The organism is Leucobacter sp. cx-42 (genome assembly GCF_014529985.1).
In the GTDB taxonomy this organism is placed as follows: Bacteria; Actinomycetota; Actinomycetes; order Actinomycetales; family Microbacteriaceae; genus Leucobacter.
In genome coordinates, this window is record NZ_JACVMU010000004.1 from 1 (window position 1) to 14,959 (window position 14,959).

At 61.0% G+C, this 14,959-nt stretch carries 16 protein-coding genes and 1 tRNA gene; 6 read left to right on the forward strand and 11 right to left on the reverse strand.

The window, feature by feature from the left end; all coding sequences use genetic code 11:
* Positions 1-76: 76 nt before the first annotated feature.
* The 5 genes from ICM05_RS04310 to ICM05_RS04330 all read right to left on the reverse strand — a co-directional run bounded on the left by ICM05_RS04310 (position 77) and on the right by ICM05_RS04330 (position 4,403).
* Positions 77-1,432 carry a uracil-xanthine permease family protein gene (locus ICM05_RS04310; protein WP_188023358.1) on the reverse strand — a complete coding sequence of 452 codons (1,356 nt, stop codon included), beginning with the start codon at positions 1,430-1,432 and terminating at the stop codon, positions 77-79.
* A gap of 51 nt (positions 1,433-1,483) precedes the next feature.
* A complete protein-coding gene (locus ICM05_RS04315) occupies positions 1,484-1,861 on the reverse strand; it encodes a cupin domain-containing protein (RefSeq protein WP_353055818.1) in 378 nt (125 codons plus the stop codon).
* The gene (locus ICM05_RS04320) at positions 1,858-3,279 is read right to left on the reverse strand and encodes an FAD-binding oxidoreductase (protein ID WP_188023359.1); all 1,422 of its coding nucleotides are present in this window, start codon (positions 3,277-3,279) and stop codon (positions 1,858-1,860) included. The genes ICM05_RS04315 and ICM05_RS04320 overlap by 4 nt, the downstream gene beginning before the upstream one ends.
* Positions 3,280-3,408: 129 nt before the next feature.
* Positions 3,409-3,648, reverse strand: coding sequence for an HPP family protein (locus tag ICM05_RS04325; RefSeq protein ID WP_188023360.1), 240 nt, complete (start codon positions 3,646-3,648; stop codon positions 3,409-3,411).
* Positions 3,645-4,403, reverse strand: a complete 759-nt coding sequence (locus ICM05_RS04330) for a CYTH domain-containing protein (RefSeq protein ID WP_188023361.1) — start codon at positions 4,401-4,403, stop codon at positions 3,645-3,647. The genes ICM05_RS04325 and ICM05_RS04330 overlap by 4 nt, the downstream gene beginning before the upstream one ends.
* 52 nt (positions 4,404-4,455) lie before the next feature.
* Here ICM05_RS04330 and ICM05_RS04335 point away from each other — a divergent pair, with 52 nt between their 5' ends.
* Together ICM05_RS04335 and ICM05_RS04340 are read left to right on the forward strand one after the other, a co-directional pair.
* Positions 4,456-5,004 (forward strand): hypothetical protein, encoded by a 549-nt coding sequence (locus ICM05_RS04335; RefSeq protein ID WP_188023362.1) that lies wholly within the window; start codon positions 4,456-4,458, stop codon positions 5,002-5,004.
* A gap of 31 nt (positions 5,005-5,035) precedes the next feature.
* Complete coding sequence (locus tag ICM05_RS04340; protein WP_251364514.1) at positions 5,036-5,863, forward strand: SDR family NAD(P)-dependent oxidoreductase; 828 nt, start codon at positions 5,036-5,038, stop codon at positions 5,861-5,863.
* Between the two features lie 4 nt (positions 5,864-5,867).
* Here the strand turns inward: ICM05_RS04340 and ICM05_RS04345 are convergent, their stop codons facing one another.
* A complete protein-coding gene (locus ICM05_RS04345; protein WP_188023363.1) occupies positions 5,868-6,299 on the reverse strand; it encodes a DUF3995 domain-containing protein in 432 nt (143 codons plus the stop codon).
* A gap of 203 nt (positions 6,300-6,502) precedes the next feature.
* Here ICM05_RS04345 and ICM05_RS12835 point away from each other — a divergent pair, with 203 nt between their 5' ends.
* Entirely contained in the window at positions 6,503-8,473 is a 1,971-nt protein-coding gene (locus ICM05_RS12835; protein WP_215401742.1) for a TPM domain-containing protein, read from the forward strand.
* A gap of 114 nt (positions 8,474-8,587) precedes the next feature.
* Positions 8,588-9,304 carry a PspA/IM30 family protein gene (locus tag ICM05_RS04355; RefSeq protein WP_188023364.1) on the forward strand — a complete coding sequence of 239 codons (717 nt, stop codon included), beginning with the start codon at positions 8,588-8,590 and terminating at the stop codon, positions 9,302-9,304.
* Between the two features lie 362 nt (positions 9,305-9,666).
* On the opposite strand, the gene ICM05_RS04360 is transcribed toward ICM05_RS04355, so the two are convergent.
* Entirely contained in the window at positions 9,667-10,191 is a 525-nt protein-coding gene (locus ICM05_RS04360; RefSeq protein WP_188023365.1) for a hypothetical protein, read from the reverse strand.
* A 144-nt stretch (positions 10,192-10,335) separates the two neighbouring features.
* On the opposite strand from ICM05_RS04360, the gene ICM05_RS04365 reads away from it, so the two are divergent.
* Complete coding sequence (locus ICM05_RS04365; RefSeq protein WP_188023366.1) at positions 10,336-10,806, forward strand: hypothetical protein; 471 nt, start codon at positions 10,336-10,338, stop codon at positions 10,804-10,806.
* A gap of 332 nt (positions 10,807-11,138) precedes the next feature.
* On the opposite strand, the gene ICM05_RS04370 is transcribed toward ICM05_RS04365, so the two are convergent.
* Positions 11,139-11,549, reverse strand: a complete 411-nt coding sequence (locus tag ICM05_RS04370; RefSeq protein WP_188023367.1) for a hypothetical protein — start codon at positions 11,547-11,549, stop codon at positions 11,139-11,141.
* Positions 11,550-11,706: 157 nt separating this feature from the next.
* On the opposite strand from ICM05_RS04370, the gene ICM05_RS04375 reads away from it, so the two are divergent.
* Positions 11,707-12,282: a site-specific integrase gene (locus tag ICM05_RS04375; RefSeq protein WP_353055819.1), complete on the forward strand. Its 576-nt coding sequence runs from the start codon at positions 11,707-11,709 to the stop codon at positions 12,280-12,282.
* A gap of 31 nt (positions 12,283-12,313) precedes the next feature.
* Here the strand turns inward: ICM05_RS04375 and ICM05_RS04380 are convergent.
* The 3 genes from ICM05_RS04380 to gdhA form a co-directional block, all read right to left on the reverse strand.
* Positions 12,314-12,386: transfer RNA gene (locus tag ICM05_RS04380), tRNA-Arg, on the reverse strand.
* A 191-nt stretch (positions 12,387-12,577) separates the two neighbouring features.
* Positions 12,578-13,267, reverse strand: coding sequence for a hypothetical protein (locus ICM05_RS04385; protein ID WP_188023369.1), 690 nt, complete (start codon positions 13,265-13,267; stop codon positions 12,578-12,580).
* Between the two features lie 307 nt (positions 13,268-13,574).
* The gene (gene gdhA, locus ICM05_RS04390) at positions 13,575-14,927 is read right to left on the reverse strand and encodes an NADP-specific glutamate dehydrogenase (RefSeq protein WP_188023370.1); all 1,353 of its coding nucleotides are present in this window, start codon (positions 14,925-14,927) and stop codon (positions 13,575-13,577) included.
* Between the last annotated feature and the right edge of the window lie 32 nt (positions 14,928-14,959).

Here is a 14,959-nt window from a genome sequence, read left to right on the forward strand (position 1 = left end):
GAGCTATTAACCCCCAACACCCAGTTGGGGGCTCACCCCCATGAAACGGGGTGCCGCGCCTCTCACGCAGATCCGACTACTTCTCGTCGGCGTTCACAACGATGCCGCCGGTCACCACCGGATCGGCGACGTCAGGCTCGCCACCGCGTACCTTCGCCGCAAGGCGCATGAGGTGGTAGACGCCAACTGCTGCGATCGTGCCGAGCGCGATGCCGTTGAAGACGATCGGGTTCGCTTCGCTGCCGATAGTGAGACCGAAGTCTGCAATTCCAACGATGAGCGCGACAGCAGCGGTGAACTGGTTGATCGGCTTCGAGAAGTCGACCTTGTTATCGATCCAGATCTTCACACCGATGAGACCGATGAGACCGTACAGTGCGACAGTCACGCCAGCAAGAACACCTGCGGGAACCGTGAAGATCACAGCGCCAACCTTCGGGCAGAAGCCCAGGAGAATCGCGATGATGCCAGCAACCCAGTACGCAGCGGTCGAGTACACACGAGTCGCCGCCATGACGCCGATGTTCTCGCCGTAGGTGGTGGTGCCCGATCCGCCGCCGAAGCCAGCGAGGATCGTCGACAGGCCGTCAGCCAACAGCGCGCGGCCCGTTACCGGGTCGAGGTCGCGGTTGATCATGAGGCCGACGCTCTTCACGTGGCCGACGTTCTCAGCGATGAGCACGAGAACAACGGGGATGAACATCGGCAGCAGGCCCCACAGGGTGGGATCGCTGAACGGGTTCGCGGGCAGGTGGAACTCGGGCAGGCCGATCCATGCCGCGTCCTTCACCGCGGTGAAGTCGATCTCACCGAAGAAGATCGCTGCGATGTAGCCGACAACCATGCCGAGCACGATCGACAGACGGCCAATGAGGCCGCGGAAGAGCATCGTAATGAGCAGCACCGAAACGATCGTGATGAGTGCGACCCATCCCGAGTTCTCGGTTGCGTTCCAGTTGTTCTTTACCGCCGGCGCAAGATTGAAGCCGATGAGGGCCACGATCGTACCCATGACGACGGGCGGCATGAGCGCGTTGATCCAGCCGGTGCCGAACTTCTGCACCACGACGCCGACGATCGCCATGAGCACACCGATCGACAGGATGCCGAACGATGCTCGCGACAGGTCACCCTCAGGGCCGCCAGCGAGGGCTGCCATGATCGGGGCGATGAAGGCGAACGAAGATCCCAGGTAGCTGGGCAGACGGTTACCCGTCAGCAGCAAGAAGAGGATCGTGCCGAGGCCCGAGAAAAAGAGCGTCGCGCTGGGCGGGAAGCCCGTAATGAGCGGTACCAAGAAGGTAGCGCCAAACATTGCGACAACATGCTGTGCGCCAAAACCAATGGTTTTGGGCCAGCTCAATCGCTCCTCAGGGAGAACGATTGCATCGGGTGCGACGCGCTTTCCGTCACCGTGCTGCTTCCAGGCCATCCCCTGTGTTCCTTTCGGTGGAGCTGAAATATTCCTCGAAAGACTTTAGCCCTATTCTGAGGCGATATACACCTTGCGGATGTGATTTTCCACAGTCCAGCGCGTGCGCGAGCCGCCAACGAGGCGCATCACGTCGCCCTGCGAGACTTCAACCGGCTCATCGATGACGTTGTTCTCGGCGTCGAGGAACTCGATCCGCGCCCCACCAGAGAGCACGACGAACAGCTCGTCGACTTCGGTATCGGTGACAACGCCTTCGCGCAGCTCCCAGATTCCTACGTCGGCCGAGCCCATCGTGCCGAGCTCTGCGATGCCCTGACGGGGCGAGCCCGACACGGTATCTGCGGCGTCAACCGCTTCAAGCTCGATGGGGGTGGTTGTCGCATTAACCACGAGATTCTTGCCCTCGGGAAGCAGTTCGGCGCTCACGAGTCGAATCCAAGGCCGAGCGCGTCAAGGGTCTTGAGCAGCACATTGCGCTTGCCTTGGTTGTGATCTGCGCGATCGAGCGCCCACCGGGTCGCATTGATGCCGATCGAAGCTGCAGGCTCAGGTGGGAACGGCAGCGGCACCTTCTTCACCATCTCGACCTCGGTGCGCTCAGTGACGCGACCCTCGAGACGGTCAACGATGACGTCGGCCGCGAAGTGCGTCGTGCCAACGCCGAGGCCGGTGAAGCCAGCAACGTACTGCACGCGACCGCCGAACGCCTCGCCGAAGAACGCGCAGAAACGGGTGCTCGTGTCGATGACACCAGCCCAGCGGTGCGTGAACTTCAGGCCTTCAAGCTGCGGGAACGTGGTGAAGAAGTGGCTCGCGAGGCGGCGGTGGCTCTCCATACGGTCTTCGTACTCGGCCTTGATCTTGCCGCCGGTGAAGTAGACCGCGTCGTACCCGCCCCAAAGGATGCGGTTGTCTGCGGTGAGACGCGAGTAGTGGAACTGGTTCGCCATGTCGGCGAGGCCTTCACGTCCCTCCCAGCCGATCGACTGCAGCTGTTCGTCAGTGAGCGGCTCCGTCATGAGGACGTAGTCGTACACCGGCACGGTGTGCAGGCGGTAGCGCTTGAGCAGCGACGGGAAGACGTTGGTGCAGAGCGCGGCACGTTCGGCGCTCACGGTGCCAGCGTCGGTCGTGAGGCGGATCGGGCCAAACTTGTCACCATCAAGCTTTGTGACCGCGCTGCGCTCGTAGATCTCAACGCCGAGCTCGGTCGCGTGACGCGCGAGTTCAGCGGCAAGCTTCGCTGGGTGGATGCTGGCGTTCTCGCGTGGCGAGAACTCGCTGCCGAGGAATGTGGGCGAGTTGATGCGCTTGCGGGTTGCCTCTGCGTCGAGCGTCTCGACGAGGGGGTCGGGGCTCTCACCGAGCCAGTCAACCTGGTATTCGGCGTTGGCCACGCTCAGTGCACCGTTGCGCTCGAACTCTGCATCGAGTTTGTTGTCTGCGATGAACTTCTCGATCGCGTCGAGGTTCTCGTACCCAAGACGGCGGAGGATGCCGGTCTCGTTCGGCCAGCGCGCCTCAGCGTTGGGTTCACCGTGGGTAATGCTCGCCTCGCAGAAGCCACCATTGCGCCCGGACGCCGCCCAGCCAACCTCGACAGCCTCGAGCAGCGCGACGCGGCGCTCGGGGTGCTCGGTCTTGAGCTTGATGGCAGTCCACAGGCCGGCGTAGCCGCCGCCAACGACAACGTCGTCAACGGTGATGTCTGCGCCAAGCTTCGGGTAGCGTGCTGCCGAATCGCGAATATCGTCGAGCCAGAAGCACGCGAGCTTGGTGTCCGCAAGAGATGCGTCAACCACATGCGCTGCGGGTGGGTTGGTCTCGAAAATGGTGGGTTCCATGAACGTCCTTGTCTAGTTGAACCCCTGCGTTATTTCCTACGCGGGTGTCAGTACCGCGTACGATCTTTCCACATCATCGCGCAGAACGCTAGTGATTAGTCAAAGCCATTGACTAATTTGTTGTGATCGTTATTTGCGGCGCTTCTTCTGGTCTTCTTCTGCGGGGGGACGCATAATTGCGCCTGTCGCGAGGCCCATCGCAAGACCTGCAGGAAGCCACAGCCAGAACTGTGTGAGCAGGCTCAAGATGAGACCCATCACCGCACCCATGATGAGCGCGACGATGATCTGCTTCCGACGCGCCTCTGGGCTCACCTCGGGCTTCTTGTTGTTCCCGTTACGGCCCGAGTTCACTGGCTTCTTGCTCATGCGTCCAGCCTACGCGCAGCCTCTTGATCGGCCTGATCCATAGCTGTGAGTTTTTCAACGAGCGCGGTGGGAGCGCCCTGCGCCTGCGCAATTGCGGCAAGCTGCCCCGCCGCGCGAGCAATCTTCGCAAAGCTCGGTGACACGCTTGCGCCAGCGGCGAGCAGCACGGGCTCAAGTGCGTCAAGCGCCGCAATTCCCGCAGCGCCATCAGCAGCGATCGATTCGGCTTCCCACTCGCGCCAGGCACGCGTCACCCCTGCCCGCTCATCGCGGGCGACCACCCGGTCGTCGGCCAGCTCAATGCGGTCGTTGCCTACCGTGTCCGTGAGGCGGATCGCGACTCGCGTCGTCGCGATCTCAGCGATCGCGATCACCTCGTCGGCGGCCTCGCCGATCCGCGCACGAATTTCGGCAACCAGCCCCGCGGGCATCTCAGCCGCTGGCGGCCAGCCGAGCTCGCGCGCACCAAGCGTGTTCTTTTCCTTCAGGTGCCAGCCAGCGTCGGAACCACCCTCGCGCACCCGCACCGCTACTCGCTGCTTGCCAAGTGCACCGTCGCGGGTATCAAAGTAGCGCGCAACCATGCGATGCTCAACGCACTCAGCGACCTCGAGCCCCGCCTCGGCGAACTCAGTGGGCACGACCGCGTCCCACGCGACGTCGTATTTGCGCTCGACCTCAATGGACTCCTGCCCGGCGGGCGCGCTCGACGCCTGGTGGGCCGAGGCCTGATTGACTGGTACCTGATTGCTCATGGGACAAGCCTAACGAGGGTCTCGCCTCAGCGCCGCTCGGTAAACTGTACGTGTGGATAACTTGGTTCAGCGCAGCCTCGCGTCCCTCACCGAGGTGCGAGCGCGACTCATCGCGGCAGAGGTGCAGCCAGAAGAATTTGCCGAGTTTGTGCCGGAGCGACGCAAGTTCCTCATCACTCGCGCAGCCCGCATGCGACCCGTTGGTCAGGTGTGGCGGCTCGGCACGCTGCTGCTGCGCGCCGACGATCCAGCACCCGGCGAGCCAGTGCTCTACGCCGCTGGCACGGTCACTCGCGCAGCCGAGCGAGGCCGCCCGAACAACACGTCGGTCTCCCGCGAAGAACGCCGAGAGATCGCTGCGGCGGCCCTGCGCGGCGGATACCCAGCAGGCACCTCCGTCAACTATGACGCTGTCGCGCTTCCCCTCACCGAGGACGGCATCGCTGAGTTTGCTGCCGACGCGTCGCTGCCGGTGGGCATTGCCGATGGTGAGCTCCGCGTGCGCTGGCGCGCCGGCGCTGCGCTCACCGGGGCACCGACGCTCGCCGCATACCTGTCGGAGCGACTTGAATTCTTGGTGCACCCGCCGCAAGGCGCCTAGGAGCTACCTTCAGAGGGCGTAGGCTCACACCATGGCAATGTCGCACACCGCTCCCCAGAACGACCGCGTAGCACTCATCTCCGGCGCTGGTTCACCCACAGGAATCGGCTTCGCTGCTGCCGCACGGCTCGTGCGCGCTGGCTATCGCGTGGCGATCGGGGCCACCACAGGGCGGATCCACGAACGCGCCGCCGAACTCAACGAACTCGCGACCCAGTTTGGCTCGGTCGAGGTGTCGCTCGGCAGCCCGGTCGCCATCGGTGTCACCGCCGATCTCACCACCGACGAGGGCGCGGAACACCTCGTCGAGAGCACACTTGCTGCATTTGGCCGACTCGACGTTCTTGTGAACAACGCTGGAATGACCTCAGTCTCTGACCCTGAGGATCCGCAGCCTGCCACCGCGCTCGATCGCGTCGGCTGGGAGCACGCGCTCACTCGCAATCTCACGACCGCGTATCTCGTCACACGCAACGCAATCCCGCACCTGTCCGCCGCTCCGCACGGCCGCATCGTCACGGTATCCTCCGTGTCAGGTCCGCTCATGGCCTACCGCGGAGACGTCGGCTACCACGCGGCAAAAGCAGGCCTCGTAGGTCTCACGCGCTCCCTCGCGGTTGATCTCGCAGAGACCGGCGTGACTTCCAATGCTGTCGCACCGGGGTGGATCAACACCGGCTCCGCAACCGAGCACGAGAACCGCATGGGTGATGCCACTCCCCTCGGCCGATCAGGTACCCCCGATGAGGTCGCGGCGCTCATCGAGTTCCTCGCATCGCCCGGCGCTTCGTACGTCACCGGCCAGGTCATCGCTGTTGATGGCGGCAATACGATCCAGGACGAGCAGGGCGGCTGGTAGCGGATCAGCGCTTCGCGCTCCCCAACCAGAGCGATACGCCCAGCACCGCGGTCAATGGCCGGTAATACTCTGCGTCAAGGCGCATGAACTGCTTTCCAGGCTTGGGAAGCCCGAGCGCCGCAAGCGCTGTCTCCCCGCCGAAGCAGGCACGCGCAAGCATGACGCTCCCCATGGCACGCACCCCCGCGCGTTGCGGCTTTCCTTCACCGAATGCGCCTGCAGCGAGCAATGCAGCAGCACCGGTACCCGCAGCGACGACGAGCGTCGGACCGGCGCTCGGCATTTCGGTTTTTGAACCCACCACGGCTTCAGCGAGCGCCTTCTTGTTCTGTGCTGGCCAAGACGATCCTGCAGCCCAGGCCATGTGAAGTGCTGAGACCGCAGCAAGCCCGGCCACCCCGACAATACGACCACTCACCGCAAGCATTCGACGCATGCGGCCAGCCTAGCTTTGCGAGGTCCGGGCCGACAGTGTTGTTCGCAGGGAAACCTCGAATTTCCACACCATTCATAGCGAGACCAAAACAATAACCTAGAAGGCTCTAGTGAAATCCGGGCGTCCCTCTTACACTGTGGACACAGCGGCCACATTGAAGTGTCCGCGCAGCATTGCGATTCGGGGGACCGCGCATGAGGCGCTTGATTGCATTATTTGGACTGATGGTGTTTGGTGGAGTTGCCTTGGGTGGCGCCACGCTGGCGGCTGCCACCGCTCCCCCGGCATTCAATGGCGCGTACATCATCGATGACACCTCAACCGGCGCGGTTCGCTCTGACATGAGCGCTCTCGAAGATCAGGTGCGCTCGTTCGCCGATGCGAACGGCGTGCAACTCTTTGTGGTCTATGTCGATGCGTTCGAGAACCCGGCAGACCCCGCGGCCTGGGGCGCAGCTACCGCCGAAAAGAACTACCTCGGCGACGATGGAGTCTTGTTGAGCATTGCCGTGCAAGATCGCATGTTCGATCTCAATGCGCCCGAAGCGCTCATTGATGATGCGCAGTACTCGAAGATCACCAATGAGTACGTGCGTCCGGCGCTCAAGGCGAGTGACTGGAGTGGCGTCGTCGAGCGAACCCTGACAGGAATTGACGAAGCGGTGCTGAATCCAAGTTCAAACGGGACTGGCATCGCGGTTGCAGTCATCGGCGGAGTCGTCGTGGTCGGAGCCGTCGCAGTCGGAGTGACCGTCGCTCGCAAACGGCGCAAGAAAACCCAGCAAGAAACGGCCGACGCACCCGCGTCGCTTGCAGAACTCGAAGCAACGGCGAGCTCGCTACTCGTGCAGGTTGATGATGACCTCCGCAGCAGCGAGCAGGAACTCAGCTTTGCCGAAGCACAATTTGGCGCTGCTGCGGCTGAGCCGTTTGCCGCCGCGATCACCAACGCAAAGGAGCAGCTCACTGCCGCGTTCGGCCGTCGCCAACAGCTTGACGATAACGAGCCTGACAGTGACGAGGACCGACGCGCATGGCTCACCGAAATCATCGACCGTTGCACCGCGGCAAAGACCTCCCTCGATGAGCACACCGCGTCATTCACGCGCCTGCGCGAGGTCGAGCAACGGGCACCAGAAACTCTTGCCCAGCTCCGCTCAGGGCACGCGGCGACGACCGAGCAACTCACTGTGGCGCGGCAGCGTGCAGCGGAGCTTGGCGCCACCTACGCGCCCGCGATCATCGCCCAGGTTCAGACGAATCTAACCGAGGCAGCGGAACGCCTCACGTTCACCGCCGAGTGCATCGCCTCCGCAGACGCAGAACTCGCAGCCGGAAAGACCTCTGCTGCTGCGGTGTCACTTCGCGCAGGTGAGGCCGCGCTCGACCAGGCGAAGCTACTCTCTGCGTCACCAGAGACCGCGGCAGCAGAGCTCACCGAGAGCGCCGCGCAATACGAGGCAGCTGCGGCAGACCTGCGCGCCGATCTCACCGTGGTCTCACAGCTCATCAATTCGGCGAGTGACGCCGACCGGCAGGCGCTGCAGCAAGCTGCTGCGCAGGTGAGTGAGCTTTTGGAACGCGGTACGCAGGGCGACCCGGTGTCTGCCCTCGCGGCAGCGGCCGCGGCAAACGTACAGATCGACGCGGCCATCGGCTCGGCCCGAGAAAATTCTGAGCGTACGCGCCGTGCCGAAGCCGCGCGTGACGGCGCACTCGTTGCCGCTCGCAGCGAGGTGCTGAACGCAGAGCAGTTCATCGCCACGCGACGCGGAGCAATCGGCGCAACGGCTCGCACCCGCCTGTCAGAAGCGCAGCGTCAGCTACAGCTCGCCGAGCAGCTCGCGCAGCAAGACCCCGCCCGCTCATACGAGGCTGCCCAGCAAGCGATTCAGTATGCCAGGGCGGCAAGCCAACTGGCAGACAACGACGTCTCTGGCTGGGGCGGCGGCGGTATGGGCGGCGGATCAGGCGCAAACAGCAACCTTGGCACTGCAGTGCTCGGCGGCATCATCGGCACCCTGCTCAGCGGCGGTGGCGGTAGTGGCGGCGGCTGGAGCGGATCTGGCGGCGGGTTCACCGGCGGCTGGGGCGGAGGTGGCGGCCGCTCTGGTAGCGGATCGCGCGGCTCCGGCGGCGGCGGGGGCAGACGCGGTGGTGGTGGTCGGTTCTAAAGGCGCACCACACAGCTCACACCGCGCCACTCACAACAGCTTGCGGGCGGACATCGCCTCGCACTCACACTTCCTCCGAGCTGCATCGGTGGATCAACTGGAAAGGAAGCCACCATGGCAAAGCAATCAATTCTTGGCCGTATTACCCAGCTCGCCAAGGCAAACATCAACGCACTTCTCGACTCTGCCGAGGATCCGGAGAAGATGCTCAACCAGATGGAGCGCGACTACAAGAACAGCATCGTCGATGCGGAGAGTTCGGTAGCCCAGACGATCGGCAACCTGCGGCTCATGGAAGCCGATCTCGCAGAGGATCAGGCCGCCGTGACCGAGTGGGGCACAAAGGCTGCCGCAGCCTCAGGACAGGCTGACACCCTACGTGCGGCTGGAGATACCGCGGGGGCAGAGAAGTTCGACAACCTCGCTCGCGTTGCGCTCTCGAAGCAGATTTCCTTCGAGAAGGAGGTGGCGAGCGCAGAGCCGAGCATCATCGCGCAGCAGAAAGTTGTTGAGCAGCTGAAGACTGGCCTGAGCACCATGCGCGAGAAGCTCTCACAGCTGCAGGCCAAGCGTGACGAGCTCGTTTCGCGCGGCAAGGTCGCCAAGGCGCAGGAACAGGTGCAGGACGCCGTCAAGGACCTAGACGTGCTCGACCCGACGAGCGAGCTTGGCCGCTTCGAGGAAAAGGTCAAGCGGCAGGAGGCTATGGTGCGCGGTCGCGCGGAGCTTGCCGCTTCGACGCTCGACGCCCAGTTCAATGAGCTCGACGATCTAGGCGAGCTCAGTGAAGTAGACGCGCGACTGCAGGCACTCAAATCAGGCAACGCCTAGTCCGCAAGTCTCACCATCGCCGGTCGCTGCGACCAGACGTTCACGTCATCGCAGCGGCCGGCGATGTTGTATGTGTGCGCCGATGTTGGATGTTTACCCCATAGAAGAATCGATTCTGCACAGGGCGAGACTCCAACTAGAGCGCCCTAAAATCATGCCAATCTACCCAACTCATGAGTTTCCTTAGTTGGGTCAGGTTTGGTGAATCTCAATGATTTGTTGCAAACTCTGTTGCCACATTTCAGCTGGTCCTTTCGCTGGAGTGCCCAAAATGATCCGCTGATGTCTTAGGGACGCAGCTAAAACGTGATGCAAATGTGCAAGATAGGTGCTGGTTTTCCGTCTCGTTCTTTGGCACTCATTTACGTGATTTCATTGCCCAAAGTGTCCGATATTGCGTCGTTTGACTGAGAGTTTTTCTTGCTGGCACGGCCACTCTTTTTGTGTTTTCTGCTCCCCCCAACGATTCTCCAAGTTTCAGCAAGTTGGTGAACAGCGACCCATCCAAAAGAGAACGCGCCCAAAATAAGGAGAATGAGCCCAATGCCCACAAACACGAACATTCTCACTGGGTATTCGTCCGAGTCAATGAGAAGAGGAGCAAAAGTCGCAATGATCGCAGCTGCAAAGTAGAAGCAAACTGAGAGAAGAAGCATGCGAGATGTGTCTTCCCATGGTTCTTCTTTCTTGGAAATCTTCCTCGAGAGATTCTGGACAGCCGCTCTTACATATTCGAAAGACTCTTGATCGTAGCTCTTTAAGCTTTCCAGGGTTCCAGTAAGTTTAACCAACCTATTCAACGGGCTACTAAGACTCAAATGGCCAAAGAAAGCAGCAAGCACACTACCCACGACACCCAGTACAGAAAGCAATTCCATCCATTCCATGTATACGATGCTAAGCACTTGTTTGGAAAAGAAGGCGGGGTATGCCGACGGTGTCCCATCGTTTGCCCCCCCTGGAATGCAACAGCTCACACGTTCCAGAGATGGTGCAAGATCTTTGAGGCTCTTTTATATAGAGTGAGCGCCATGGAGCTTGCAGCACTACTCATCTCAATCATTGGCGCCATTGCCGCCGGCGGCTCCGCAATCATGGCGTGGACCTCCCGCGCTGATTCGATCAAGGCTCAGGATCTAGCTCAAGCCTCAGCGGACAAAGCCACGACAGCCAACACACAAATGGCAGCAATCCAGACAAGCGTATTCAACAGCCCTCCCTGGTCATTTGAATGGTGGGACGGAGATACCTTTCTCCTCACGAACACCAGCCCCATGGATGCAGTGGACGTTACCATCGGAACAGTTCCGGATAACCTTGGGATCCGGATCGGGCTGACCGAGATGCCAGCGACCATCGGAGCTCGGAGTGCAGTAAAGATCATGTACGGGGCAACGATGGCAGATCCCTGGGTTACAAATATCGTCGTTACATGGTCAAGGGTCTCGGACGGCGAAAGACTCACTTGGGCTTACCCGATGCCACCTAAGCCAAGGGGCTGAAGAAAAGCCCGCGCCTCAGGCAGAACGGTCAGCTAATCCCCCCCCCCCCCCGGATAGCACCCCTACCCGCTACCAGAATCAGGCTCACGACATAGTGACTTTTTGTACTCAGAAGCATCGGTTTGACATTTGGCATTCCCCAATTGGTGCACCGGGCTGGTTGCAACCGCCTGAGTACCCCAAAACCTATACCAAACAAGGGCAAACGGCCCCTGCAGGTCAATTGGTAGAGCCTGGAACTGACCCTGAGTAAAAGTCACTATGCCGCGAGCCTGCCTGTGCGCCCCGAGGAGAGGTGGGTTCCCTGGGGTGATGGTGCCGACTGGTTGAGCCTACAGTTCGGGGGCGACGGTGCCGCTGATGATGTCGAGCTCGTGAGGTTTAGGGATGTAGGTGTCGCATTCGAGTGTGTATTCGTTGCTGCTGCCCACGTCACCGCTCCAGATGTATTGACGGAATGATTCGCAGGTTGTCTGCTCGTTGCCTGCTTGCACCATGACTTTGAGCTTTGGCGATTTGTTGCGGCCGTTGAGCTTCGCGGTGCGTTCGATGCGCACGTTCAGGTAAGAGCTCTTGTCTGCGGGGAATGATTCGAGTCTGCCGTTTGGTGAGACTAGATAGTCGCTGTCTTCCGTTATTCCGCTGAGTGGAACTGTCGCGTCATCATGTTGTGTTGGGTCTGCTGTGCAACCTGTGAGCGCGATTACTGCGAGTGGGAGAATGAGTAGGTAGCTTCTGCGCATGTTGGCAGGGTATCCCGTGGGTGGGAGTGTGCTTGTGGAGGGGCCAGGGTTATTTTGTGAGAGTGATCTTGACGACGTAGCTTTCCTGGTAGAAACCGAAGCCCACATGGATAGTGTGCCGCGTACGCCCACACGGTCACTGCTGAGGTCAACTTCGGTGCTCACCGAGAAGGTATATATCAGAGCGGAGAACGATGGTGTTCTTGCTGCCGTCCAGTGCCCACGCGATGCTGGGCTCGACATTGAACGCAGTGTTGTGAGCATCGGATCAAAACTTATCGAAGGCACTCCCAAGTCACACAAGATCCGGCGTGTACCAGTTCAATCAATCGTCTGGGATCTCCTCAAGGAGCACTGCGCAGACAGGAAGCCTCATGAGCTAATCTTCGGAAACGCATACGGGACTTTCGTCAGTCCACCCTCAGGAGGGCGTAGCGGACGCAACTGGTACAACTCAGCACTCACACGTGCGAATCTGCGCCAGATGCGAGTACACGACCTAAGGCACACTGCGGCCAGCCTCGCGGTGCAAGCTGGGGCGAACGTGAAAGAAGTTCAGCGGATGCTGGGGCACAAGTCCGCAGCAATCACCCTCGATATCTACGCTGACCTGTTCGATGAGGACTTTACCGACCTTATAAGCCGCTTGGATCACCAGATTGCCAGCACAGTTGTTGTCAATTCTGTTGCCAAGGGCAAGCCGGAGACAGAAAAAGACCCTCACCACGGCTAGATTACGCCAAAGTGCAGGTCATTTTGTTCCGTGCCCCAGAGAAGAATCGAACTTCCGACACCCGCTTTAGGAGAGCGGTGCTCTATCCACTGAGCTACTGAGGCGTGGATCGCGCCCGCACGGTCAGAGCGCTCAGACAGAGCCCCGCTGCGGCGAACACAACAGTGCAACCCTATCGCAATCACACCGTGCCTCGGCAACGACAAACGGCACAGCATCGGGTCGCACGCGTAAACGCGAACGGGCGCCCGACCGAATGGTCGAGCGCCCGTTCACAGGTAGTTTGGGGTCGGACTTAGCCGAGGCGGATGATGTAATCCGGGTTTGCGCCGTGGTTCTGGTGGCCAGCGAACACTACGGTGTCGCCCCAGCCGCCGTGCACTGCCGAGCCGCTGTCTACAGCAACTGCAATGTGGGGTGCGCCAGGCCATACGAGCAGGTCGCCTGCTGCAACGGTCAGCGGGTTGTACGGGTAGATCGTGCCGTAGCCGTCGAAGCTGCCAACACCGTGGTCGTAACCACCCTGGTCGCGACGCTCGGTGAGACCGATTGCTGCGAGCGAGTTCTGTACGAGGTCGGTGCAGTCCATGTTCTGACCGAGCTGTGCGAGAGCTGCGTTCACGACACCCGAAGCGCCAGCGCCCGAGGGAATCATGGGAGCGTCCGAGATAGCTGCTTCGCCCTCTGCGGCGGTTGCCTCAGGGACAACGACTACAGGCTTGGGGATCTCTTCGGTAGGTACAGCCGCGGTAACAATCGGCAGCGCCTTCTCTTCGAAGTCGGCTACAACGAGTGCCTGGGTCTGTGCGCTTGCCTGAACCGCTACGTCCTGAGTGGTCTCAGCTGCGTATGCGGGAAGGGCTACTGCGCCAAAGAGGCCGAGAGCGAGAGTTGCTGCTCCGGCTACCTTTGCTACTCGCTTTGCCTTGCCCTTGGTGGGCTGCGAAGCAAGCGCGATTTCAGTGCCAGCATTCTGATTGTTCACGAAAATAACTACCTAACGTTTCTGTCTCCCCGTACTTCGTTGTGCGAAATACGGTCGGTGCAGGACTGTTTAAGCGTAACGGAAGATTACGAATATGTCACGCTGAGGTCACGGAACGCTCAGGTTTGTTAAAAATTCCGCAGAATCATGCGGAATTTTGTGTCACAGTTTTTTCGACATCGAAACATCAGACGCAGCTTTTCGCGTCACTCGGCACACATGCGTACGGCCGCCAGCCCGATCGTAACCGGGTGGCGGCCGTACGCGAGGGATCCGCGCCCTCGTCAGTGCCCTATATATAGGTGCGCTAGATCACGCCCTGCTCAAGCATCGCCTGCGACACGGTCGTGAACGCTGCGGCATTCGCGCCGAGTACGTAGTCGCCTGGCTTGCCGTAACGCTCCGACGCCTCGTAGGTGGATTCGTGAACGTCGGTCATGATCGCGTGCAGACGGTTCTCGCTCGTGTCGAAGTCCCAGCGCGAGCGTGCCGCGTTCTGTCGCATCTCGAGCGCCGACGTTGCGACGCCGCCCGCGTTCGCGGCCTTGCCTGGGGCGAAGAGCACCCGCGCTTCCTGGAAGAGGGCAACCGCTTCAGGTGTTGTCGGCATATTTGCACCCTCAGTGACCGCTCGCACGCCACCGCGGATCAGTGCCTGCGCATCTGCAAGCCCAATCTCATTCTCGGTTGCGCACGGGAAGGCGAGGTCGACCGGCACCTCCCAGACTTTTCCGGTCGCGACAAAGCGTGAGCCTGGCTTGCGGGCCGCGTATTCCGAGATACGGGCTCGCTCGACGGTCTTGATCTGCTTGAGGAGGTCAACGTCAATACCGGCCTCATCGACGATGTAGCCAGAGGAGTCTGACGCGGTGATCGCGCGACCGCCCAGCTGCTCAACCTTCTGGATGACGTGGATCGCGACGTTTCCTGAACCGGAGACCGCTGCCGTCAGGCCTGCGATTCCCTGGCCGGCACGCTTCAGCATTTCTTCTGCGAAGAAGACTGCACCGTAGCCGGTTGCTTCGGTGCGCACCTCGGCGCCGCCCCAGCCGACGCCCTTGCCCGTGAGGGTTCCTGCCTCGTAACGCTGGGTCATACGGCGGTGCTGACCGAACATGTAACCGATCTCGCGTGCGCCAACGCCAATGTCACCCGCGGGGACGTCCATGTTTTCACCGATGTGGTGCACGAGCTCCGTCATGAAGCTCTGGCAGAAGCGCATGACCTCGCCGTCGGAGCGACCTGCGGGATCAAAGTCTGAGCCGCCCTTGCCGCCGCCGATCCGCTGCCCGGTCAGTGCATTCTTAAAGATCTGTTCGAAGCCCAAGAACTTCACCACCGAGAGGTTCACGCTCGGGTGGAAGCGGAGCCCGCCTTTAAAGGGGCCAAGTGCCGAGTTGAACTGCACGCGGAACCCGCGGTTCACTCGCACACGACCCGTGTCATCTACCCATGGGACCCGGAAAAGGATCTGTCGCTCTGGCTCGACCAAGCGGTCGAGAATTCCCGCCTCAATGTATTCGGGATGTTCCTGCAGAACCGGTGTCAACGTCTCGAGAACCTCATGCACAGCCTGCATGAATTCTTTCTCGCCAACGCTTCGCCGTGCTGCTGTTGCCAGCACCGCATTCACGTGTTCTTCTGCTGTTGGAAGCGACATCTTCGTCTCCTTCTATGCCCTGGTTATCGGCT